General features: G+C 44.2%; 23 protein-coding genes and 1 pseudogene. 12 read left to right on the forward strand and 12 right to left on the reverse strand.

What is annotated here, in order from left to right; genetic code table 11:
* Positions 1-12: 12 nt before the first annotated feature.
* Positions 13-549 (forward strand): Crp/Fnr family transcriptional regulator, encoded by a 537-nt coding sequence (locus JOE49_RS05070; protein ID WP_209940677.1) that lies wholly within the window; start codon positions 13-15, stop codon positions 547-549.
* Here the strand turns inward: JOE49_RS05070 and JOE49_RS05075 are convergent.
* The 9 genes from JOE49_RS05075 to JOE49_RS05115 form a co-directional block, all read right to left on the reverse strand.
* Complete coding sequence (locus JOE49_RS05075; protein ID WP_209940678.1) at positions 482-1,003, reverse strand: DinB family protein; 522 nt, start codon at positions 1,001-1,003, stop codon at positions 482-484. The two genes, JOE49_RS05070 and JOE49_RS05075, sit on opposite strands and share 68 nt — an antisense overlap.
* Before the next feature lie 67 nt (positions 1,004-1,070).
* The gene (locus tag JOE49_RS05080) at positions 1,071-2,015 is read right to left on the reverse strand and encodes a helix-turn-helix transcriptional regulator (RefSeq protein WP_053326435.1); all 945 of its coding nucleotides are present in this window, start codon (positions 2,013-2,015) and stop codon (positions 1,071-1,073) included.
* Between the two features lie 109 nt (positions 2,016-2,124).
* The gene (locus JOE49_RS05085; protein WP_023991017.1) at positions 2,125-2,481 is read right to left on the reverse strand and encodes a nucleotide excision repair endonuclease; all 357 of its coding nucleotides are present in this window, start codon (positions 2,479-2,481) and stop codon (positions 2,125-2,127) included.
* A 156-nt stretch (positions 2,482-2,637) separates the two neighbouring features.
* Entirely contained in the window at positions 2,638-3,378 is a 741-nt protein-coding gene (locus tag JOE49_RS05090) for a YheC/YheD family protein (protein WP_160788318.1), read from the reverse strand.
* 16 nt (positions 3,379-3,394) lie between these two features.
* Positions 3,395-4,507, reverse strand: a complete 1,113-nt coding sequence (locus JOE49_RS05095; protein ID WP_160788319.1) for a 2-aminoethylphosphonate aminotransferase — start codon at positions 4,505-4,507, stop codon at positions 3,395-3,397.
* Entirely contained in the window at positions 4,504-5,664 is a 1,161-nt protein-coding gene (gene aepY / locus JOE49_RS05100; protein WP_160788320.1) for a phosphonopyruvate decarboxylase, read from the reverse strand. The genes JOE49_RS05095 and aepY overlap by 4 nt, the downstream gene beginning before the upstream one ends.
* The gene (gene aepX, locus JOE49_RS05105; protein WP_209940679.1) at positions 5,664-6,563 is read right to left on the reverse strand and encodes a phosphoenolpyruvate mutase; all 900 of its coding nucleotides are present in this window, start codon (positions 6,561-6,563) and stop codon (positions 5,664-5,666) included. The genes aepY and aepX overlap by 1 nt, the downstream gene beginning before the upstream one ends.
* 42 nt (positions 6,564-6,605) lie before the next feature.
* Positions 6,606-7,334, reverse strand: coding sequence for a YheC/YheD family protein (locus JOE49_RS05110; RefSeq protein ID WP_160788322.1), 729 nt, complete (start codon positions 7,332-7,334; stop codon positions 6,606-6,608).
* Between the two features lie 325 nt (positions 7,335-7,659).
* Positions 7,660-8,328 carry a hypothetical protein gene (locus tag JOE49_RS05115; RefSeq protein WP_028540903.1) on the reverse strand — a complete coding sequence of 223 codons (669 nt, stop codon included), beginning with the start codon at positions 8,326-8,328 and terminating at the stop codon, positions 7,660-7,662.
* Positions 8,329-8,594: 266 nt separating this feature from the next.
* Between JOE49_RS05115 and JOE49_RS05120 the strand changes: the two genes are divergently transcribed.
* From JOE49_RS05120 to JOE49_RS05150, 7 genes and pseudogenes are all read left to right on the forward strand, one after another.
* The gene (locus JOE49_RS05120) at positions 8,595-9,218 is read left to right on the forward strand and encodes an acetate uptake transporter (RefSeq protein ID WP_053326442.1); all 624 of its coding nucleotides are present in this window, start codon (positions 8,595-8,597) and stop codon (positions 9,216-9,218) included.
* A 176-nt stretch (positions 9,219-9,394) separates the two neighbouring features.
* Positions 9,395-10,814: pseudogene (locus JOE49_RS05125) on the forward strand (FAD-dependent oxidoreductase).
* Between the two features lie 98 nt (positions 10,815-10,912).
* Positions 10,913-11,164: a spore gernimation protein GerQ gene (locus JOE49_RS05130; protein ID WP_160788323.1), complete on the forward strand. Its 252-nt coding sequence runs from the start codon at positions 10,913-10,915 to the stop codon at positions 11,162-11,164.
* A gap of 40 nt (positions 11,165-11,204) precedes the next feature.
* Entirely contained in the window at positions 11,205-11,585 is a 381-nt protein-coding gene (locus JOE49_RS05135) for a spore coat protein (RefSeq protein WP_160788400.1), read from the forward strand.
* A complete protein-coding gene (locus JOE49_RS05140; RefSeq protein ID WP_160788324.1) occupies positions 11,582-12,718 on the forward strand; it encodes a zinc-dependent alcohol dehydrogenase in 1,137 nt (378 codons plus the stop codon). The genes JOE49_RS05135 and JOE49_RS05140 overlap by 4 nt, the downstream gene beginning before the upstream one ends.
* A gap of 32 nt (positions 12,719-12,750) precedes the next feature.
* Complete coding sequence (locus JOE49_RS05145) at positions 12,751-12,960, forward strand: hypothetical protein (protein WP_160788325.1); 210 nt, start codon at positions 12,751-12,753, stop codon at positions 12,958-12,960.
* Positions 12,957-13,256: a spore coat protein gene (locus tag JOE49_RS05150; protein WP_025719163.1), complete on the forward strand. Its 300-nt coding sequence runs from the start codon at positions 12,957-12,959 to the stop codon at positions 13,254-13,256. The genes JOE49_RS05145 and JOE49_RS05150 overlap by 4 nt, the downstream gene beginning before the upstream one ends.
* A 100-nt stretch (positions 13,257-13,356) precedes the next feature.
* Here the strand turns inward: JOE49_RS05150 and JOE49_RS05155 are convergent, their stop codons facing one another.
* Positions 13,357-14,343, reverse strand: a complete 987-nt coding sequence (locus tag JOE49_RS05155) for an aldo/keto reductase (protein WP_028540908.1) — start codon at positions 14,341-14,343, stop codon at positions 13,357-13,359.
* A 240-nt stretch (positions 14,344-14,583) separates the two neighbouring features.
* Here JOE49_RS05155 and JOE49_RS05160 point away from each other — a divergent pair, with 240 nt between their 5' ends.
* Positions 14,584-15,291 carry a phosphodiester glycosidase family protein gene (locus tag JOE49_RS05160; RefSeq protein ID WP_209940680.1) on the forward strand — a complete coding sequence of 236 codons (708 nt, stop codon included), beginning with the start codon at positions 14,584-14,586 and terminating at the stop codon, positions 15,289-15,291.
* Positions 15,292-15,344: 53 nt separating this feature from the next.
* Here JOE49_RS05160 and JOE49_RS26275 read toward each other — a convergent pair whose 3' ends face one another.
* The gene (locus JOE49_RS26275; protein ID WP_237448875.1) at positions 15,345-15,836 is read right to left on the reverse strand and encodes a hypothetical protein; all 492 of its coding nucleotides are present in this window, start codon (positions 15,834-15,836) and stop codon (positions 15,345-15,347) included.
* A gap of 116 nt (positions 15,837-15,952) precedes the next feature.
* On the opposite strand from JOE49_RS26275, the gene JOE49_RS05170 reads away from it, so the two are divergent.
* Positions 15,953-17,137 carry an RCC1 domain-containing protein gene (locus tag JOE49_RS05170; RefSeq protein ID WP_076264587.1) on the forward strand — a complete coding sequence of 395 codons (1,185 nt, stop codon included), beginning with the start codon at positions 15,953-15,955 and terminating at the stop codon, positions 17,135-17,137.
* Between the two features lie 204 nt (positions 17,138-17,341).
* On the opposite strand, the gene JOE49_RS05175 is transcribed toward JOE49_RS05170, so the two are convergent.
* Complete coding sequence (locus tag JOE49_RS05175; protein ID WP_023991029.1) at positions 17,342-17,971, reverse strand: YfbR-like 5'-deoxynucleotidase; 630 nt, start codon at positions 17,969-17,971, stop codon at positions 17,342-17,344.
* Between the two features lie 187 nt (positions 17,972-18,158).
* Here JOE49_RS05175 and JOE49_RS05180 point away from each other — a divergent pair, with 187 nt between their 5' ends.
* Both JOE49_RS05180 and JOE49_RS05185 read left to right on the forward strand, forming a co-directional pair.
* Positions 18,159-18,854: a response regulator transcription factor gene (locus JOE49_RS05180; protein ID WP_069081196.1), complete on the forward strand. Its 696-nt coding sequence runs from the start codon at positions 18,159-18,161 to the stop codon at positions 18,852-18,854.
* Complete coding sequence (locus JOE49_RS05185; protein ID WP_209940681.1) at positions 18,847-19,851, forward strand: sensor histidine kinase; 1,005 nt, start codon at positions 18,847-18,849, stop codon at positions 19,849-19,851. Before JOE49_RS05180 ends, JOE49_RS05185 begins: the two co-directional genes overlap by 8 nt.
* Positions 19,852-19,935: the final 84 nt, after the last annotated feature.

Genomic DNA, 19,935 nt, shown 5'->3' on the forward strand with positions numbered 1-19,935 from the left:
CTGTTTACGTTCATGATATTAAACAAAGGCGAGACCTTATTTCGACAAGGAGAATCCGGCCCTTTATATCACTTAAAGAGCGGCTTGTTAAAAATTGTCCGAGTCCATGAAGACGGCTCGCAAATTTTAGTTAATGTGATTGTGCCCGATGAAATCATCCCACACCACTCCTTAATCAGCCCCAATCCTTATTATGGTACAGCGGTGGCTTTGGTAACCTCTGAGGTCGAGGTTTTGTCGCAAAAAGAATGGTATCAGGCGCTGGAGCAAGATCCGGCTCAATGTCGGGCTATCGCTTTGCAGCTACAGGACAAGTTGCGCATGATGCAGCAAAGAATTGACCAACTCACCGAGGTGTCACCTGCCGAGAAGCTGCGGAAGCTCCAACGCTGGTTCCACTCCTACATCGCACCCGCCACGTTAACGGACGTGCTGACGCAGGAGGAAATCGGCCAGTTTATTGGGCTGCGTCGGGAGACGATTAATCGGCTATTGCGTGCTTCAAGCGCTCCTTCTGCAAAAGATGATGACGATAATGCATCTCGATGAGCGAAAACCACTCTCCAGCATTCAGCGCGCCGAATCTGGGATGAGAGACGGTAGACGGCCCTGTTGATTTCCCAACGGTCGGCTCAATCTCTCTCATCTTGCGGATCACGACGTTTAATCCCTCCACAATTTCTTCTTTGCTAGTGGGTTGTTGGGGAGTGTACTGAGGGGATGGTGGAACTTGGATACGCATTGGCGGAAAGCTCCCCAGATTAAAAATGGCCGTGCCTGCCTCCGTTTTAACTCCTGTCTCCCCATTAGGCTGTAGACAAAGATCAATGTTCTTAAGATGCATATACAGTGCAGAGTTCACCAAATGAAGATACATTTGTCCAAGCGACCATTGACCCTCCTGAGGTGTGTATTGCAGTTCCTCCAAGCTAAAGCTGTCCAATTCAAGAAGATAGTGTTGTGCCGTTTCTTCGAAACGCTGCAATGTTTCAGTTGTATTCATATATTAATAATTGCCCCTCTCTATCAAAGTAGCTTTACTATACAAAAATGCTACTGACAGCATTATGTCAGTAGCATTTCAACATTTTTTCCACTTCCACACGTATCCGCTCCCTGAGCGACTCAGGCTCCAGCACAACCATATCCGCGCCCCATCCAAGTATCCATTGCAGTAGTTCCTCTGGCTGTCTGACGCGGAAGAGTACATGCAGTCCATCTGCACGCTCCTCTATGGCCTCCATATAAAAGTTGTTCGCTTCCTTCACCTTATCTGCGATATCTGAACGTGCTAATATGCGAACAGTTACATGACGGTCATCGGTTTGCTTGTAATCCTGCAAATGAAAATCGACAGGCAACTCAAACCTGTCCTCCAGCACGATAAGCTTGTCCATACGCGACAGACGGAAATGGCGAAGCTGCTGCCGCAATTCGCATTGCCCAATTAACACCCAAGAACCACGGAGCAGTACAAGACCATAAGGAGCGACCACGCGCACACTTTGACGATTCCCGTCAGCCTCTGGCATTCTTTTGGAGTAGCCAAACTGTACTTTCCGTTTTTCCAATACAGCGAGACGCAGCGTTTCCAAACAGGTTTTCTCGCTATGGTTTGCCCCTTCACCCACCGCGAGCAATCTGATGGTCGTACGCACCCGGGAAACTTCCCTGCGAACGCTCTCCGGTAATATGGCTTCAATCTTCCTGCGGGAGGTTTGCGCCTTGATACCGTAATCTGTATCAAATTTTTGTTCGACAAAATCCGTTCCGATTAGCAACGCCACAGCCTCTTCTGCGGTAAAGCTCAGGGGGGGCAGGAAGTACCCCTCCATCAAGGAATATCCAATGCCCGGTGCTCCTACAATCGGTACACCCGATTCACTTAGAGCCTGAATATCCCGATAGATGGTCCTCACACTCGTTTCGAATATGGCTGCCAAATCCTCGGCTCGTAAAATATCCTTACGCTGCAACTCTAGCAAGATCGCTAGCAAACGATCTGTTTTGTTCATACCACGGCCCCTCTCTGGAAGGATCTAAAATGCAGAAATACAAAAAAGCAATAAGGGCAGTACAGTCACTGCGACTTATTGCTCTTTTTTTCATACGGAAGTTACTTCATTATTTAAAAAACACTTTTTCGACGTTATATTTAGCCTTTTGTGAATTGATGATGTAGGTTTCATAGATTTCTCGCTCTACAGCATCTTCCACAATACAAACCTCAATAATCGCTACTTCGTTCCGCTTGTCCTTGATCGGCGATACGGTATCTTCAAAATGCTTTTTGATTCTTTGTCTCAGCTTTCTTGCTTTACCAACGAACAGCAATTCCTCCTGTGTGTTGTAGAACATAAAGATACCAGCCTTATCTCTAGGGATCAGGTGAAAGTCGGTAAATCCGTAAATATGGCTGAGCTCAGGGTTAACCTGTTTGGTAATTGTGATATCCGGAGTTGGAATTGTTATATTAATCACTATGTCACTTCCTCATTCTATATAGGTGTAAATATTATCACAAATCCCGTGGTAACACCATTTAATAATCCTTGTCCCATGACTAAAACTCCCGACTTAGAAACTGTATGAGAAAAAGATGACTCTGTTGAATACAGAGCCACCTTTTTATTTATGTTATCCATTTTTGTAATCCGTAATGCGGTAATACATCGTTTTATCCTTCAACTTACGGAAATGGGACCTTGCCGGATAAAGATTAGCCTCAATAATCCCGATACGTCCTTTCCGGTCTATTCCAATGTCCAGTCCATATATACGATGTCCCGGAAAAAAATTACTTAATCTCTTCGCGGAACGGATGGAAACACGATTAATATGGGACTCTAGGGCACTGGCAGACAGGTGCCGAACAGAAGATTGTTTTATGCCGGATTTAAAACTGAGTAAAGTTCCCTTACTCCGTGTATTGTTGGAAACAATATAACCTTTGCCTGCAACTTTGATAACCTTCCCTGTGACTACCCATACAGGTGAGCCGGTTCTCCGTTGAATGATGACTCTCATATCAAAAGGGCGTTTGTTGATGGTCGGACGGGTAATTCTGCGTTGAACCATATAACTGGCGTTCCCGATTTTTCTTCTAATATAATGATACGTATTGGTTCTACCCCTTACTAAAACTCTTTTATTCTCGTAATGTACGATGTACTTATGGTTTCCTAACCAGGAGACCTGGAAGATCCCCCGTCCACGACTCCCCCACACCGGTTTCACAATAACATGCACGTACTTGGAGAGAAGTTTCGAGAAATTATACCTATCCAGGAGCCTCGTTTCGGGGACATAAGACCTCAGAGACGCATACCTTCTCAATAACAAATATTTGTACCACTTATCTTTTGCTCCTGATGCCATGGGGACTCCACCTTTCTCATCCGCATTTTATGCTACTGAGATAGCCTTCAAGCAATTCCAAAAATAACTCCATTTCCTTATACGTAATATCACCTATATTGGCAATCCGGAACGTATTTAGCTTCTCTAGCTTGCCGGGATAAATCATCATGCCTTTGCTATAAAAATAATCATGCATAGATTGAAAATCATAACCTGCACAATGAGGCTCAAGAATGGAAGTAATGATCTTGGAATGATGCTCTTCGGGAATGATATAGGTTAGGCCTAACCGGGCTAACCCGTTAATTAAGGTTTTCCAGGATGTCGCGTACCTTTCGTACCTTTTATCCACCCCTTCTTGCTTTAATTCCTCAATCGCTTGTCTAAGCGCATATAAGGTTTGGACTGGGGGAGTAAACCGCATCTGCCCATGTTCCACAAAATAGTTATATTGAGCATACAAATTCAAATAATAGCTTCTTGGTTTCTGGCCTTTCAAATTCTCCAATTTGCTTTTTTCGGCGATCACAAACGAAACCCCGGCCATTCCCTGTAAGTTTTTGTTGGAGCTTGCCGCCAGGTAGGCAATGTTCATTTCCTTCAATTGAATTGGAACGGCCGCAAATGAGCTCATGGCATCCACGATCATGTCGATTTGATAGCTTTTGCACAATTCTCCGATATCCTTCACCTTGTTAAGCAGGCCAGTTGTCGTCTCATGATGTACGACGGCCAGATGGGAGACAGTGCGTTCGGAAGATTGGATAAACCTTTCTAATTCAGCCAAATCAATCGCATCATCGGGGGGACTTTTGAATTCAAAATAATCCACTCCATAAACCTTCGCTATCTCGCACATCCGTTTTCCATAGGCCCCATTGCTGACAATGATTACTGCATCGTGATTCGGGACCGAACTGATGATGGATTCCACCGCTGCAGTACCTGATCCGCCAAACAATACGGTCGCATAATCATCCGGGTCAGCAACCAACCGGGTCAGTTCTGTAGAAATGTACTCCATGATTTGACCAAACTCGGCTTCACGAGGACAAATATCCGGAACCACCTGTGAACATTTCACACTTTCTGTAGTCGTTGCCGGCCCAGGTGTTAGCAAAATGTTTTTCTTGACGACAGAACTCATGAACCGCCCACTTCCTTGCCCTTCAAAGGATCGTTATGAATAAAACGCTGCAGACGTTCTTTTACTTCGTGAGGCTTCATATGCGGACGAGCAAGCTGATCCTTAGAATCTTTGGATATTTTCAGACACAAAAACGTAAGTTCTCTATTCATTTTCCATTCTTGTAAAAAGACTTTTAGTTCCTCGAGACTGTGAACAAGAATCGACTTTGTATACCCACAGGAAGCAGCAATATCTATAAAATCAATATTATGCGATACCGTACTTTGCCCGCCTGTTGATTCATGGGCATTATTATCTAGCATGATATGAATCATATTGGCCGTATGGTAGTACCCGTTGGTTGCCAGGCTCCCCATACGCATCAACAGAGATCCGTCTCCGTCAATCACGACAATATTTTTGCTTGGTTGGCTCAGAGCTAACCCCAGTCCAAAAGAACCGATGCACCCCATAGAACCTACCATGTACAGGTTGTTATCTGCATCTTCAATTTCATATAGTTCGCGCCCAGTTTTACCAGTTGTTGCGAGCTGGACGGTATGGCTGTCTTTCATGGAGTTAATCGCACATAATGCATCATAGCGCGTAGGCATTTGATGATTCGCACGACCATGCTGCCGGATCTGATTTAAATGGATGGAGGTTTGCTGTTTTTTCAATGGCTCTTTGTCGAACGTGCCTTTTTTAACGACAAAAAAGAACGGGCGATTCCGGACGATTTGCTCATTAGCCTGGATCAATTGATTTTTTACCTCCTCTAAATCCTTGGAGAGATACTGCCATTCCACATCCATCAAATCCAGCATTTGCGTTGTAATCTGGCCCATCAGTTCATGCTGAGGCTCGTCAGGTATCCCCGGTTCTCCGCGCAGACTGACAAATCCAAGCAGAGGAATACGAAAAGGGTAAGTAAGGGAGGTCAATGGCGAAACAGCGTTGGTCAGCCCCGAATTTTGCATAAGGACTACCGATTTCTTCCCCCCTATATAAGCTCCGGATGCAATGGCGACCGCATCCCCTTCGTTAGCCGCTGCAACATAATCGCATTCGTTTATGGCATAATTGATCAAGCTTTTCAAGAAGGAGCATGGAACACCGCTGAAAAAGGTAAATCCTAATTTTTTCAGCTCTTCTCCTAACAATTTCGTGTCCATTATACGCGCTCACCCGAATCCGGTTCTGACGATGGGAGGTATTTTCGTTCCGCAGCTTGCAGCTCCTCTACCCCTTGAAGCCGGAATACTTCTTCGAGGGTTGCGACGCTCTTTTCGATATGGACAAGGCTTTCATCCCGATAAATTCGGTCAGATAATTGTTTCATGGCTTGAATGGATGCTCTCAAATTATGGTTTGCCCAAATCACAAGGCTAATCCCCATCTCCTGAAACCTGACGGTTGGGGTTGTATAGTATTTGGTAGGTACGATCACTACCGGCAATCTTCCGGCCCATTCCTTCATGAACGCTTCAATCTCTGTGACATCCGATCTTTTACTGTGTATAAATACGGCATCGGCTCCTGCCTTCCGGTACGCCTCTGCCCGCTGCAGCGCCACTTTAAGCCCTTTCCCGGCAATAAATGCCTCTACTCTGGCCACCACCGTAAAATCCGCGTCCGTTTGCGTATCTTTCATTGCTTTAATTTTCCCGGAAAACTCTTCGATATCAGCCAAGGTCTGCCCTTGACCGTTAATGAAAGAATTCATTTTGGGGAACCGCTTATCTTCGATGCATACCCCAGCAATATGACGCTGTTCCAGCTTCTTTACCAGCCGCCTTGCATTATTGAAATTGCCGTACCCCGTATCTCCGTCCAACAAAATCGGGATGGAGGTAGCGTCACTCATGAATTCCAAAACATCCAATACCTGCGTCCAGGAGGCCTCATTGTTGTCTCTGACTCCCATCGCTGCAGAGATGGATAACCCACTGGCCCAAATTCCTTTAAACCCCGCCTCCTCCACAATTTTGGCTGACAGACCATTATGAGCTTCCATGATAAACTCCAGTTTTTGAGAATTGACCAACTCTCTTAGCTGCTTTGTTTTTTTCATTGAGACTTTCTCCTTCTCCCCTAAAAATAACGTGCAAGGAATCTACTTCCAAATAATACTCTTGTTTCTCATGATCGTGTTGATCATAGTAGGATCGGGAAGCTGAGTAAATAGCATATGTCCAGGGTGTGAATTGGCCTCTATAATCCAAATATGGCCTTTTTTATCTATGGCAATATCGACCCCCAATTCGCGAACCGGATGCCGTTTATTAATCGTTTTGGCAATGCTGACGGATAGCTTAGAGATTCTATGATAGTAGGCATCTGCTTTCGTACGGTTGTGCTTAAAAAGGCTGAATAGCACTCGTTGCAAAGATACTGCATGCCCTCCTTTAAGATAATTGGTAACATATTTATGAGGTGCCGCAACACGGGCGGCCGCTCCGGAAATTACCCATTTTCTCCCTGGTTTCTGTAAATATATCCTGGTGTCAAAAATCGACCCGTGGTACTTAGCCAACCGAAGTCCTTTCTGTACCAAATACCGGTGTCTGGATTTCCGGTATGACTTAATTGCTTTTAAGACAGAACGAGATCCAACAAACTTTCGACTTGAACCGCTACGAACCTCATATCCTTTCTTCAATCTCTTGACCCGGATGATCCCGCTGCCACCACTCCCGTGATTGGGTTTTATGAAGACCGATGAATAAGTATTCAGCATCCGCGAGGTCCTTGAATCCGTAAACCAGTGGGTTTCAGGTAAATGCGAACGCAAAACGGGATGTTGCAACATTTCTTTATGCTTTTTCATTTTTCCAATAGGCACTTGTCATCCCTCTTATCTTTTTGGGTTTCTGCGCATACAGTATGCATATGCATCCAGATCCCCTTCTGCGTGGGCCGCTACCTCTGCTAGAAACCAAGATTTATGTTACAAAAAGGCATGTCCCAGCTGTTATAAATACCACCCCCCCTAGGAGACACCCTTTTGGACAGACTCGGGGTTCGGACCACAGAAAATAGGCTGTCACCAAATAATAAAAGCTCCGCAACCTCTTTCGGTAGCGGAGCTTTTATTTCCAGCAAGCGCTGGTGACACAGCCTGCTATTGTGCCAGGTGATATATGACTTTTAGCCGAATAGCTGCTTGGCTAATTATCGATCCCCCGGGACGGTTCCGCCGTTTTTCCCACCATTTTTTCCAGCACCCAGACAAGTCCCCCCACTGCAAGGCTAGCGATGACCGCCATAATCGCCGATCCGCCAGCATGCAGCAGCAGCACGGGAACCCACAGCAGCCCGAGCGAACGATGCACAGTCCGCATCCACTTGTTACGAACTTTGTTAATGAAGAAGCCATACCCGGCGATCGCCAGCAGAATGACAAATCCCGCAATCCCGGTATAGGTTTTGTTATCTTGAAGCTTGGTAATCAAAAAATAAATACCATGAACGGCAATCAGGATCAAGGTCGCCCAACCCAGCAGTTTATGCATAGAATGTAACAATTTCCCAGTCTTTCTAACCAACATCGATGGCGATCTCAACTTCTTCTTAAACCAGAACCAAGAGAAGGTCGCAGCCCCAAGGAACACGGAGATAGTACCCGAAGTCTTGAATAATTCCCCGTTGCCTCCACCTCCTTTTTCACCGGGACGTCCGCCCATGTGCCCTGGCACATTGCTTACCTCGCCTCCCGGCGGTCGCAGGCCAGGTCCGCCCCCGGAAACCGAAGGCATGTAGTAATAGTAGATTACGAGCAGAGCTGCTACCGTAACTGCGATGATTGCCGGAATCCAAACGGTCTTTTTCGTTTTCATTAGTTATGCATCCTCTCCGGGAAAATTGCCTTGATTGTACCCGGTCAAGCTGAAAACAGGATTAAAGCTAGCTGAAAGTATTCCTTTTACCTCAGTCAGTATCGAGGGTGGTTGCAATAACGTTAATACAGGCAACCGTAACAGATAGAAAATCTATGAATTCCCTACTATGCGAGCACGCCGGTTTCCGTTACAATATGTCAGTGTGATTCTGGCATCGGCAGATTGACGCGTACTTGAATATTATTGGAGGCTTCTATTTTTTCATGCAAAATGAATCTCATTCTAACGTAAAAATCATAACGGCCGATCCGAGTGCGATCGGCCTGTTTGGCTTGGCTATTGTAACGCTTGTGGCTTCATCCCAAAAGCTTGGTCTCACCGAAGGCTTAAGCTTCATCATCCCTTGGGCTATATTTCTCGGTGCTTTTGCGCAGCTGTTTGCCTCCATTCAGGATGCAAAACATAACAATACCTTCGGCATGACGGCATTTGGTGCTTACGCCTTCTTCTGGTTAGCCGTAGCTAGTAGCTGGATGATTAAAATGGGCGTATTCGGCCCTGAGCTGGCGTCTGCTGTAGACGGCAAGCAGCTCGGCTTTGCCTTTGCGGGCTATCTCATCTTTACGCTCTTTATGACCATTGGAGCGATGGAGACGCATAAGGTTCTATTCTTTATTTTTGTGTTGATTGATTTTCTGTTCCTCGGTCTTAGCTTCGATGCATTCGGCGTTGCACCAGAGATATTCCATACCATCGCCGCTTATGCTGAAATGGGCATTGGTCTACTCTCACTGTACGGTACAGGAGCTGCCGTTCTAAATGCTCATTTTGGCCGTACATTCCTGCCCGTTGGACGTCCTTTCGGCATTTTCAAGCCACGTCCTTAACTGTATATGTAAACCCACAAAGCCGCCTTTCGCGCCGATCCGCGTAAAGGACGGCTTTATTCCTTTTCCATCACTCCCTCCGTATCAAAAAATACTAAAGAGAGTCGTTTAGTGAATATAAAAGCCCACAATGATAACAATATACATAAATTGCAATCAAAGGGATATTTTAAAAAATGACACAAGACGAATCTCGTACCACATTTCCGCAATTTCCCGAATCGTATTGGTTAGCTTCAACAACTGACATCCCCAATTTCCCCAAACTTAGTGAAGATATTCAGGTGGATGTTGCCATTGTAGGTGCGGGGATTACTGGCATTACCACTGCTTATTTACTTTCTAAAAAAGGACTAAACGTTGCAGTCGTCGACACAGGGCGGATACTTCATGGGACAACGGGCCATACTACCGCCAAAATTACCGCACAGCATGATTTGATCTACAGCGAGTCTCTTTCACATTTTGGCAAGGAAAAAACCCGGCTTTATTACGAAGCGAACCACAACGCTCTTCAATTTATCAAGCAAACGGTAGAAGAGTTTAATATCAATTGTCAATTTACAGAAGAAGATGCCTACGTTTATACATGTGCAGATACGTATGTGGAAAAAATATCTGCTGAATATAAAGCCTAGAGGAACTTGGCATCCCGGGAAGTTATATCGAACAAACGCCTCTGCCGTTTTCAACTAAAGCAGCTATTAAGATGAAAAACCAAGCCCAGTTTAATCCGGTACCTTTCTTAAGATATTTGGCAAACCAAGTCATCCGTCAGGGCGAGAAAATTTATGAACAAACCACCGTTGTAGGTGTGGAAAAAGGAAACCCCGCAATCATGTCGTATCCTCCTCGCATTTTCCATTCAATGATCCAAACGGTCTTTATTTTGCGCGATTGCATGCCGAACGGTCTTATGTACTAGCAGTCAAAACCGATAAAATCTATCCGGGTGGTATGTACCTAAGTGCGGAAACCCCGAAACGTTCGCTTCGCTCCGTAATGGTTAACGGAGAACCGATGGTTATCGTCGGTGGGGAAGGCCATAAAACGGGACAAGGAATCTGTACTTTCCAGTACTATGAAGCTTTACAAAAGTTCGCAGAGCAAACATTTGGATTAAAGGAGATCGTTTATCGCTGGTCGGCTCAAGACTTGTATACGCTAGACAAACTCCCTTATATTGGGCAGGAACTATCTAACACTTCTAACATCCTCGTTGCTACGGGGTATAGAAAATGGGGGATGACCACAAGTGTAGCGGCAGCTTTATTAAATACGAAGCTGATTACCAGAGAGGAAAGCCCGTATCAGGATCTTTTCTCCCCTTCAAGATTTCATATGGACCCTGACATTAAAACATTTGTGACTCAAAATGCGAATGTGGCTAAACATTTGATTGCTGGGAAATTGGGGATCAACTACAAAAAAGCCGAAGAACTGCAGCACGACGAAGGGGCGGTCATTCGGGTAAACGGCAAAAGAGCGGGCGCATGCCCTTGTCATGGCTCACGCTTTTCATATCAAGGCGAAGTCATTGAAGGACCGGCCAAAAAATCGCTTGGCAAGATTGAAGTCGGCAAGAGCCCTACATGAAGAGCTACACCCCGATAACCTAACCTTTTCGTAGCTCTGAATAAACATAGTTACGCTGGACAACATACCTTTGAGAATCATAAAAGAAAGGTGATCCTATGATAAGCCAACAGCCTACATTAGCGGCGCATGAGTCCCTAGAGATCCACGAAGCGCTTAATTTTAAAACGTTATGCTTAGCCAAGTCCAAATTAATGCAGGGCTTAGTATTCGATCAAGAGCTAAAGGATTTAATGGAAAAAGATGTTCAGCAATCTATACAAGCTATTGCCGATTTGCAAGCATTGTATGTTAAAGCACCGTTTCAGGCACCTGTTCCAGAATTCCGACCAACACCAATTTTAAATTGAGGTGAATGATGTGACATTAAATCAGACCCAGTCCGCAAGAATGGATTATGTGGATCCAAAAAACTCATTAAATATGCCGGAAATGGCAGACATGACCTTAGCGATGGACTTTCTGATTCGCGTCAAGGAAGGGGTTCGAAATACAGCCATAGCCTTGACGGAAACCGTCTCCCCAGATGCTAGAACTCTGTTGCGCAATCAATTGCATCAAGGCATCGCGTTTCATCAGGAAATCACTGATCTTATGGTACGAAAAAAATGGTTTCATCCCTATGATCTGCAAAAGCAGTATCAATTGGATCAACTATCAGCCAACAAGACGGTGGACATCAGTAAAATGAAACTGTTCCCAGACGATACCACCCGCAAGGGTATGTTTGATCGCACGCCGGACGAACATATGGGAGGAAACCAGGCATGAAAGCAGTGACCTACCAAGGTATCAAAAACGTTGTGGTTAAAGATGTTCCGGACCCGAGTATTCAAAAAGCCGATGATGCGATTATCAGACTGACAACAACCGCTATTTGTGGTTCAGATCTGCATCTCATTCATGGAATGATTCCGAATCTACAAGAGGATTATGTAATTGGGCATGAGCCGATGGGGGTTGTAGAAGAAGTCGGCAGCGGCGTAACCAACTTGAAAAAGGGAGACCGCGTGATCATTCCGTTCAACATAGCGTGCGGTGAATGCTTTTATTGTAAAAACCAATTGGAAAGTCAATGTGATCATTCTAATGAGCATGGAGATATGGGCGGTTTTTTCGGCTATTCAGGAACAACTGGTGGATATCCGGGTGGACAAGCTGAATATTTACGTGTGCCTTTTGCCAACTTCACTCACTTCAAAATTCCGGAGAGTTGTGAACATCCTGACGAGAAGCTTTGCCTGATTGCTGATGCCATGACTACTGCATTTTGGAGCGTCGATAATGCCGGAGTGAAGAAGGGAGATACTGTCATTGTTATTGGCTGTGGGCCGGTAGGTCTGTTAGCGCAAAAGTTCGCCTGGTTCAAAGGGGCAAAACGAGTCATTGCGGCAGACTATCTGGATTATCGTCTGCAACACGCGAAGCGCACCAATCACGTGGAGATCGTTAATGTGGAATCGCAAGAAAACGTTGGCAACTACCTGAAGGAGATGACCAAAGGAGGCGCGGACGTAGTTATTGATTGCTCCGGCATGAGTGGTAAAATGTCTCCGCTGGAATCCTTGGCTTCTGGTCTCAAACTTCACGGTGGAGCTTTAGGAGGGTTGGTCATAGCCACACAGGCTGTCCGCAAAGGCGGGACCATTCAAGTTACAGGTGTATACGGCGGACGATATAACGGTTTTCCTTTGGGAGACATTTTTCAGCGAAATGTTAATTTACGTACGGGACAGGCTCCCGTTATTCACTATATGCCATATATGTATGAGCTGATTGATACGGGAAAGGTGGACCCAGGAGACGTTGTTACACACGTCATTCCGTTAAGCGACGCCAAACGTGGATATGAAATTTTCGATACCAGACAAGACAATTGCATCAAAGTTGTGCTTAAACCTTAACTATATATTGGAGTATTGGAGGTAAACGTCATATGGTGTATGGCCTGCACGAAACCCTTGAAGTCCATGAACTGTCAGCGTTCAAAACAGTATGTCTTACCAATTCCAAAACAATGCAAGCATTGATCTCTGATCCGACTCTCAAAGCTATATTACAGCAGGATGTTGACTTATCGACCCGCCAATTACAAGAACTCGGCACCCTCTTAGATCAAGCCATTTCACAGGAGGTTAAGCCATGAATACACTGTTGGAGCATTTGACCGGACTGCATACCTTAACGGACCAAGTCATTGCAGCCGATTTTCTGAACGCGGCCAAAAGCGGTGTGAGAAATTACGCTATGGCCGTAACAGAAGCGGGAACTCCAGAAATTAAGGCAATTCTTACAAAGCAACTGGATGAAGCTATTGATACGCATGAACAAATTTCCACATACATGATTGAACGCGGCTGGTATCACCCTTGGAACGTAAAAGAGCAGCTTTCGATGGATCTGCAAAATATCAATACTGCATTGCAAGCTCCCGTTTTGTAAAGAGATAAAGTACGTTCTTGCTTATCTATGAAACCCGCAAAGTCTTCTTTCACGCCGATCCGCGTGAAAGAAGGCTTTTGGGTTTATCTCATTATCTTCATTATTCAGCTTGCCAATTCGGCATCCGCTCTGCAGGATAGCGAAGGCCTGCTGCCATTCCTTTGGGGATGATTGCGTTAATAGTCTCCATTTCTTCTGCGGACAAAACCACATCAACTGCTCCTGCATTTTCCTCTAGATACGTAACCCGCTTGGTTCCTGGAATCGGTACAATTCCCTCCTGCGCAAGCAGCCATGCCAACGCCAGTTGAGAAGGTTTGACCCCTTTTTGGGCAGCAAGGTCCTTAACATGCTGCACGAGATCCAGATTTTTCTGGAAATTCTCAGGTTGAAAACGTGGCACAGAGCGACGGAAATCATCTTCTGCAAAATCATCAAACTTCTGAATTTGCCCGCTCAAAAATCCGCGTCCAAGTGGACTGTAGGCCACAAATTCGATACCCAACTCCTTACACGTCGGTATAACTTCATCTTCCGCTTCCCGGCTCCATAAAGAATATTCCGTTTGCAGCGCTGTAATCGGATGTACCTTGTGAGCGCGTCGAATGAGCCCAGGAGAAGCTTCGGACAGCCCCAAATAGCGGACTTTTCCCGCCTGAACCAAGTCACTCATCGCGCCAACCGTTTCCTCGATAGGTACATTCGGATCGACACGGTGCTGGTAGTACAAATCAATCACATCTACTCCTAGTCTTTGCAGACTGCGGTCACATGCCTCTTTTACATATTCGGGACGGCCACTTACACCCATAAATGCGCCATCTTCCCCACGCATAATGGAAAATTTAGTAGCCAATACGACTTCGTCACGGTGGCTCCGCAGGACTTGGCTAATCAGTTTTTCATTTTTCCCCACACCGTAGACATCAGCAGTATCCCAGAAGTTTATCCCTAGCTCCAGCGCACGATGAAGAGTTTTGATCGACTCCTGATCATTCAACTCACCGTAATATTCGGACATACCCATGCAGCCCAGACCCAGTGCAGATACTTGAAGGTCGCTGTTACCCAGTTGTTTCTTTTTCAATTTTTATCACTCCTAAATTATCAGAATAGTCATCGCATTTCCTAATCACTACGTCACATTCCGTATGTTACTACTTAAAGTTAACTTGAAGTCAAGCATTGTCTTGTATATGCTATTTCAAAATTTTTTAGAAAAATTTGATTTCCGGGTTGTAAGAGGCAGCTGTAAATTTCCTATATATATGAGAAACGAATTATCGCGCGAGGTTCGGTTTCAAAATAATCCAATTGGAGGTTTAACATGCCAGCAAACTACTCTTACACCAAAACGTCCGATGGTTTCCATGTTATCATCACGCCAGCTTCGAATATTCAAAATAAAAATATTCGAAGCCGGATCACACAGCAAACCGATTACGGGATTAATGGGGGCTTCTTTAACCCAATCAGCACAGCAAAGGCGCCGACCGAGTGTTTGTCTATCGCGGTCACACCTAATAATACCCATGATACTAAGGCGAATGCCAAAGGGAATAGCCGTGGTACAGCATTTGTATACACGGAGAGCAACAAAACGAAAATAGGGATTACCCGTGCTTCAAGTGTGACGGATCTCAAAAAACAAATGGGGACTTCGATTACGTATAAGTCTATTATTAGCGGCGGTAGCCTGTCGCTGAAGAAAGAGGAAGAAGCATGGCTTGAGGATTTAAAAGATATTGAAAAATTTGATTTGAACGGAACGTTGCGATACACCGATTCCACCGGGCGAACTGGCCTGGGCTTCAAGGTCGTAAATAATGTTTGGCAGGTCTACCTGGTTGTTCATGAAAATGCGACACTGAAACAACTTCGCAATTATTTTATTAAACAGGATTGCTTTGAAGCCATTCTTCTTGATGGTGGAGGCTCGTCCGGTATTCAAGTTAAGAACTCTGCAGGCACTATGGTTAAGTATGAGCAAACACGTTATATCTACAACATGGTAAAACTCATTAATATCACCTAAGCCCTATGATATAACGTGCTTGTATAGGAGTAAGGAGGCCTTATCGGCCTCCTCTATAAATCATCCAGCACAACGATTTCCAATGCCAGGAAAACAGGTGTTACAGGGTACAGATAAGAAACTTCAATCGGTTGCCCCGCTTGTAATTCTGCTGGATTGATTAATTGCCTCCGCTGACCATCCATCTGCTTATAAATATGTGTATCTGGGACAGATATATAGACCGCTTGGATAGGTTTTTCCGTTGGATCATCACTTTGGGGTAGTTCTTTAGCAAATTGAACAGGCTGTTCAAATCGGACCAAATAGTCCATGGTGGGGGCTGCTAAGGGTTGTTCTACTTCTTTTTCAATTCTTTCAATACTTTCGATTTTGGCACGCCCTGTGTATACCGTTGTGCTTTCCAGACGGACTAAGTCAAAAATAGATTGAGCCACCGCTCCATTAGATTCGTTAACCGGCGTAGCCGATTCTGTTGTAGAACATGCAGGCAGTAATGCTGCCGCAAGCAAGACAAGGACAAGGGCAGAAACTCTATTTTTCATAAGTGATCCTCCCTAATCTGGTTTAAAGAATACGTTCACTATTAAGACGCGGACAGGAACAATTTGGTTGCTTTAGTCTGTATTTATCCATTACATTTTGAAAGGTGTGCAATTATATGTTAAAAAAACTCAGTTTGGTAGCTCTCGCTGCATCAACACTTTTAGTAGGAAGCTCTATTACGGCAAGCGCTGATTCTACTGTAAATTACGATCATTTGCTCTCGGCAGGGACCACTAACGCTTTCCTGGCCATGGAAGATGGATCTTCATTTTATGCAACGGGAAGTAACAGTGATGGCAAGCTCGGCGTAGGCGCTGGCGGAGGGAATAATAAAACAAGCCCAATGCAAGCAGATGTATCCGACATCGCAATGATTGATGCTGGTGATTTGCATTCAACTTTGCTCAAAAAAGACGGAACCATCTGGTCTTGGGGGTTTGCAAGTTACGGCGAACTAGGGACAGGGAATAAGAGGGACACGGCAAGAGTACCTGTTAAAAACAAATATATTGATAATGTTAAGGAAGTGAGAGCAGGAGGTCAATTTACGCTTGCGCTCAAAAATGACGGCACAGTGTGGGCTTATGGAGAAAACAACTTTGGACAGCTGGGGATTGGCACAAAAGGAGTTTCCGCCTTTTCCGTTAAGCCTGTTCAGGTACAAGGTTTAGAAGATATTGTATCCATTGATGCTGGTGACAGTTTTGGCGCAGCCCTGGACAAAAATAATCAGCTATGGGTATGGGGACGTGGTTATGACGGCGCACTGGGGCAGGATGACAAAGAAAACCAGCTTACCCCTGTTCAATATCGAATTGATGATATCAAAACTTTTACTGCCGGAGCTGACCGCATTTATGTACTAACGAACAGCGGAGAAGTATATGCTTCCGGGAGTAACACTTCTGGAAAGCTTGGGGATGGAACCTCTACTTTTAGAAGATCACCCGTATTGATCAATGTTTCCAATGTAAGTAGACTGAAAGCAGGCAAAACTCAAACTTTTGCACTTAAAAATGATGGAACTCTTTGGGGCTGGGGAACCAATAATGAGGGACAGGTAGGTGACGGGACCGATGTATTTTCTGTTAAAGTCCCATCCCAAGTTGTAGATGACACAAACACGCCACTAACCGATGTAGTAGCATTCAGTGCAGCAGGAACCCACTCCCATGCTTTGACAGCCGATGGGACGGTTTGGTCCTGGGGATATAACAAAAACGGCGAACTGGGAATCGGCAACACCAAGGAACAATATGCTGCCACGAAAACGAATTTCCCAAATCCTTTTTCGGAATAACTAATATTCTTATACCTTAATAAATTGTTTAAGGAATACGCTTAGCCCTCCGTTTTTCCAACCCCAAAAAAGCAATAAGGGCAGTTCAATCAACTGCCCTTATTGCTCTTTATTTTCATATAGAAGCTACTTTATTACAAATAAAACTATGATTATGTATGAACAGAAGCGCTTCAGTAGCTTCTGGACGGTAGAGAAATTCATTTACAGAGCTAAGGCTTCTTCCGTAATCTTTTTGATATCAATGGATGAAGGCGTTTCTTCCTTGACCATATCGGGCAGGATATTTTCCAAAAAATAATCAACACAGTGTAACTGAATATTCTTGATTTTCACAAGCGCATTACGATACATGACTATAAATTCTTTTTCAGTATTTCCCCGCTGTAGTTCGGCAAATGCTTCGTACACCTGATCCATCTTGTCAGCAACTTCAAGGATCAAACCTTCTACTGAATTATCTTTGCCTTCACGTAACTGTTTGCGAAAAATAGCTTTAAAATCCTCGGGAATATTCTCTTCAATAAAATACTCAATCATACCTTCTTCGACCTGCTGGATTAACAATCGTAGTTCCTTAGAGGAATGCTTAACAGGCGTTTTGATGTCCCCAATAAAAATTTCCCCGTAATCGTGACTGCTCGTAATCTCGTATAGCTTTTTCCAGTCAATACTGACACCATTTCTCTCTTCAATATCAGCCAGCGTTTTAGCGTATTGTACTACTTTCCAAGAATGTGCCGATACGCTGTGTTCCTCGAATTTAAACTTACCCGGACAACGGATGATTCTTTCCAGCTCATTTAGCGACCGAAAATACGTGTGAATCCCCATCATTGCATCCATCCTTTAATATATATGAGATAGTCAATATAAACCCCACTATAAACCTCAACTATTAACAGCAGATTATCGCAATATCAAGTTGAATCCACACATGTAGCACATATACAATTTTTGCTATACACTTTATAAAAGGGGAGTTGCAAAATCCTAAAAAAAGGTTAAAGTGGTGAAATCGTTGTTCAAAATCCTACTAATTGAAGATGATGAAACTTTGTTCCATGAAATGAAGGATCGGTTAACTCAATGGAACTATGATGTGTATGGCATCCAGGATTTTAATAAAGTCATTCAGGAATTCACAACGATAAAGCCTGACCTGGTCGTGATAGATATTCAATTGCCGAAATTTGATGGGTTTCATTGGTGTCGAATGATTCGATCCCACTCTAACGTGCCCATCCTTTTCTTATCATCACGGGATCATCCTACGGATATGGTGATGTCGATGCAGCTTGGCGCGGATGATTTTATCCAAAAACCGTTTCATTTTGATGTACTCATCGCAAAATTACAGGCGACACTCCGCCGCGTATATAATTACAATACAGAACCTGTCTCTCTGAGAACATGGCGTGGAGCGACGGTCGATTATGAAAAAAATGTAGTAGCCAATGAGGCTGGCTCCATCGAATTAACCAAGAACGAGATTTTTATTTTGAAGCTGCTGATCGAACAAAAAAATAAAATTGTCGCACGAGAGGAATTAATTAAAAGCCTCTGGGATGATGAACGTTTTGTCAGCGACAATACCCTGACCGTCAACTTGAACCGCCTGCGTAAAAAATTAGACGAGCTGGATTTGGGCCGTTTCATTGAAACGAAAGTCGGGCAAGGCTATATGGCTACAGAAGAGGCACCTGCCTATGATTAAAAAATACCTTATAGAGAGGCGGAGCTGGATTCTATTGTTTGTGTGTCAGCAATTCCTGATCCTGTTCATTGCTTATGTGGATGCAGCAATTCCGTTAATGCCGATTCTTTATATCGTCTTCTTATCTATGATGATTTTCTTGGTTTTTTTAATCATTCGCTATCCCAAGGAAACCAAATTCTATACCACACTAGAAGAATGGGAGAGCCCTCTTGAACTAACGGGTATAGGCGAACCGGAGAGTCCGTTTGAGCAAATCATTGAACAAAAAATCACTGACCAGACCGTACGGTTACAACAGATCATCTCGCAAAATCAATTGACATTTGAACATGAAAAAGATGAATTATTATCCTGGATTCATGAGGTAAAAACACCTTTGACCACCATGCATTTGATGATTGAGCGGTTGGACGATAAGCCCCTAAAAGCTCAGTTAACCTATGAATGGCTACGAATTCACTTACTGCTGGATCAACAGCTCCATCACAAACGCATATCCTTTATTGAAAATGATCTGTATGTCGAGCAAGTGGATTTAAAATCTCTTGTTTTTAAAGAGATCAAAGCACTACAGTCATGGTGCATCCAAAAAGGGATCGGTTTTGACATCCAATTGGAGCACATGGAAGTGCTGAGTGATGCCAAATGGCTGGCTTTTATCATCAGACAGCTCTTAACCAATGCCATCAAATATAGCGATGCCAGTGATATTATCATTCACAGCTATGTACAAAGGGATCGAATACAGCTTGAGGTCCAAGACTTTGGGCGCGGTATTGATCCGAAGGATATACCCCGTATTTTCGAGAAAGGTTTTACCTCCACAACCCAACATTCTGATCATACTTCAACGGGTATGGGGTTATATTTAACGAAAAAGGCAGCACAGTCCTTGCTCATACATATAGATGTGCACTCCAAACCGAACGTGGGTACAACCTTCACTTTAATTTTCCCCAAACGAAATGATTTCGTGAGCATGGTGAGCATGTGACAGAGATGTCACATGCTTTTATGTATTGTTCGCCCAATCAAAGGAAAAACATCGGCTCTATTTTTATAATAAGGCTACAAGAAC

It is taken from the genome of Paenibacillus sp. PvR133, from assembly GCF_017833155.1.
GTDB classification, from domain to species: domain Bacteria; phylum Bacillota; class Bacilli; order Paenibacillales; family Paenibacillaceae; genus Paenibacillus; species Paenibacillus polymyxa_B.

Bases quoted from the DNA above. Each gene is read 5' to 3' on its own strand.
- JOE49_RS05070 (WP_209940677.1), top strand. From the start codon at position 13: ATGATATTAAACAAAGGCGAGACCTTATTTCGACAAGGAGAATCCGGC.
- JOE49_RS05075 (WP_209940678.1), bottom strand. From the start codon at position 1,003: ATGAATACAACTGAAACATTGCAGCGTTTCGAAGAAACGGCACAACAC.
- JOE49_RS05080 (WP_053326435.1), bottom strand. From the start codon at position 2,015: ATGAACAAAACAGATCGTTTGCTAGCGATCTTGCTAGAGTTGCAGCGT.
- JOE49_RS05090 (WP_160788318.1), bottom strand. From the start codon at position 3,378: ATGGCATCAGGAGCAAAAGATAAGTGGTACAAATATTTGTTATTGAGA.
- JOE49_RS05095 (WP_160788319.1), bottom strand. From the start codon at position 4,507: ATGAGTTCTGTCGTCAAGAAAAACATTTTGCTAACACCTGGGCCGGCA.
- aepY (WP_160788320.1), bottom strand. From the start codon at position 5,664: ATGGACACGAAATTGTTAGGAGAAGAGCTGAAAAAATTAGGATTTACC.
- aepX (WP_209940679.1), bottom strand. From the start codon at position 6,563: ATGAAAAAAACAAAGCAGCTAAGAGAGTTGGTCAATTCTCAAAAACTG.
- JOE49_RS05115 (WP_028540903.1), bottom strand. From the start codon at position 8,328: ATGAAAACGAAAAAGACCGTTTGGATTCCGGCAATCATCGCAGTTACG.
- JOE49_RS05120 (WP_053326442.1), top strand. From the start codon at position 8,595: ATGCAAAATGAATCTCATTCTAACGTAAAAATCATAACGGCCGATCCG.
- JOE49_RS05130 (WP_160788323.1), top strand. From the start codon at position 10,913: ATGATAAGCCAACAGCCTACATTAGCGGCGCATGAGTCCCTAGAGATC.
- JOE49_RS05135 (WP_160788400.1), top strand. From the start codon at position 11,205: ATGGATTATGTGGATCCAAAAAACTCATTAAATATGCCGGAAATGGCA.
- JOE49_RS05140 (WP_160788324.1), top strand. From the start codon at position 11,582: ATGAAAGCAGTGACCTACCAAGGTATCAAAAACGTTGTGGTTAAAGAT.
- JOE49_RS05145 (WP_160788325.1), top strand. From the start codon at position 12,751: ATGGTGTATGGCCTGCACGAAACCCTTGAAGTCCATGAACTGTCAGCG.
- JOE49_RS05150 (WP_025719163.1), top strand. From the start codon at position 12,957: ATGAATACACTGTTGGAGCATTTGACCGGACTGCATACCTTAACGGAC.
- JOE49_RS05160 (WP_209940680.1), top strand. From the start codon at position 14,584: ATGCCAGCAAACTACTCTTACACCAAAACGTCCGATGGTTTCCATGTT.
- JOE49_RS26275 (WP_237448875.1), bottom strand. From the start codon at position 15,836: ATGAAAAATAGAGTTTCTGCCCTTGTCCTTGTCTTGCTTGCGGCAGCA.
- JOE49_RS05170 (WP_076264587.1), top strand. From the start codon at position 15,953: ATGTTAAAAAAACTCAGTTTGGTAGCTCTCGCTGCATCAACACTTTTA.
- JOE49_RS05175 (WP_023991029.1), bottom strand. From the start codon at position 17,971: ATGGGGATTCACACGTATTTTCGGTCGCTAAATGAGCTGGAAAGAATC.
- JOE49_RS05185 (WP_209940681.1), top strand. From the start codon at position 18,847: ATGATTAAAAAATACCTTATAGAGAGGCGGAGCTGGATTCTATTGTTT.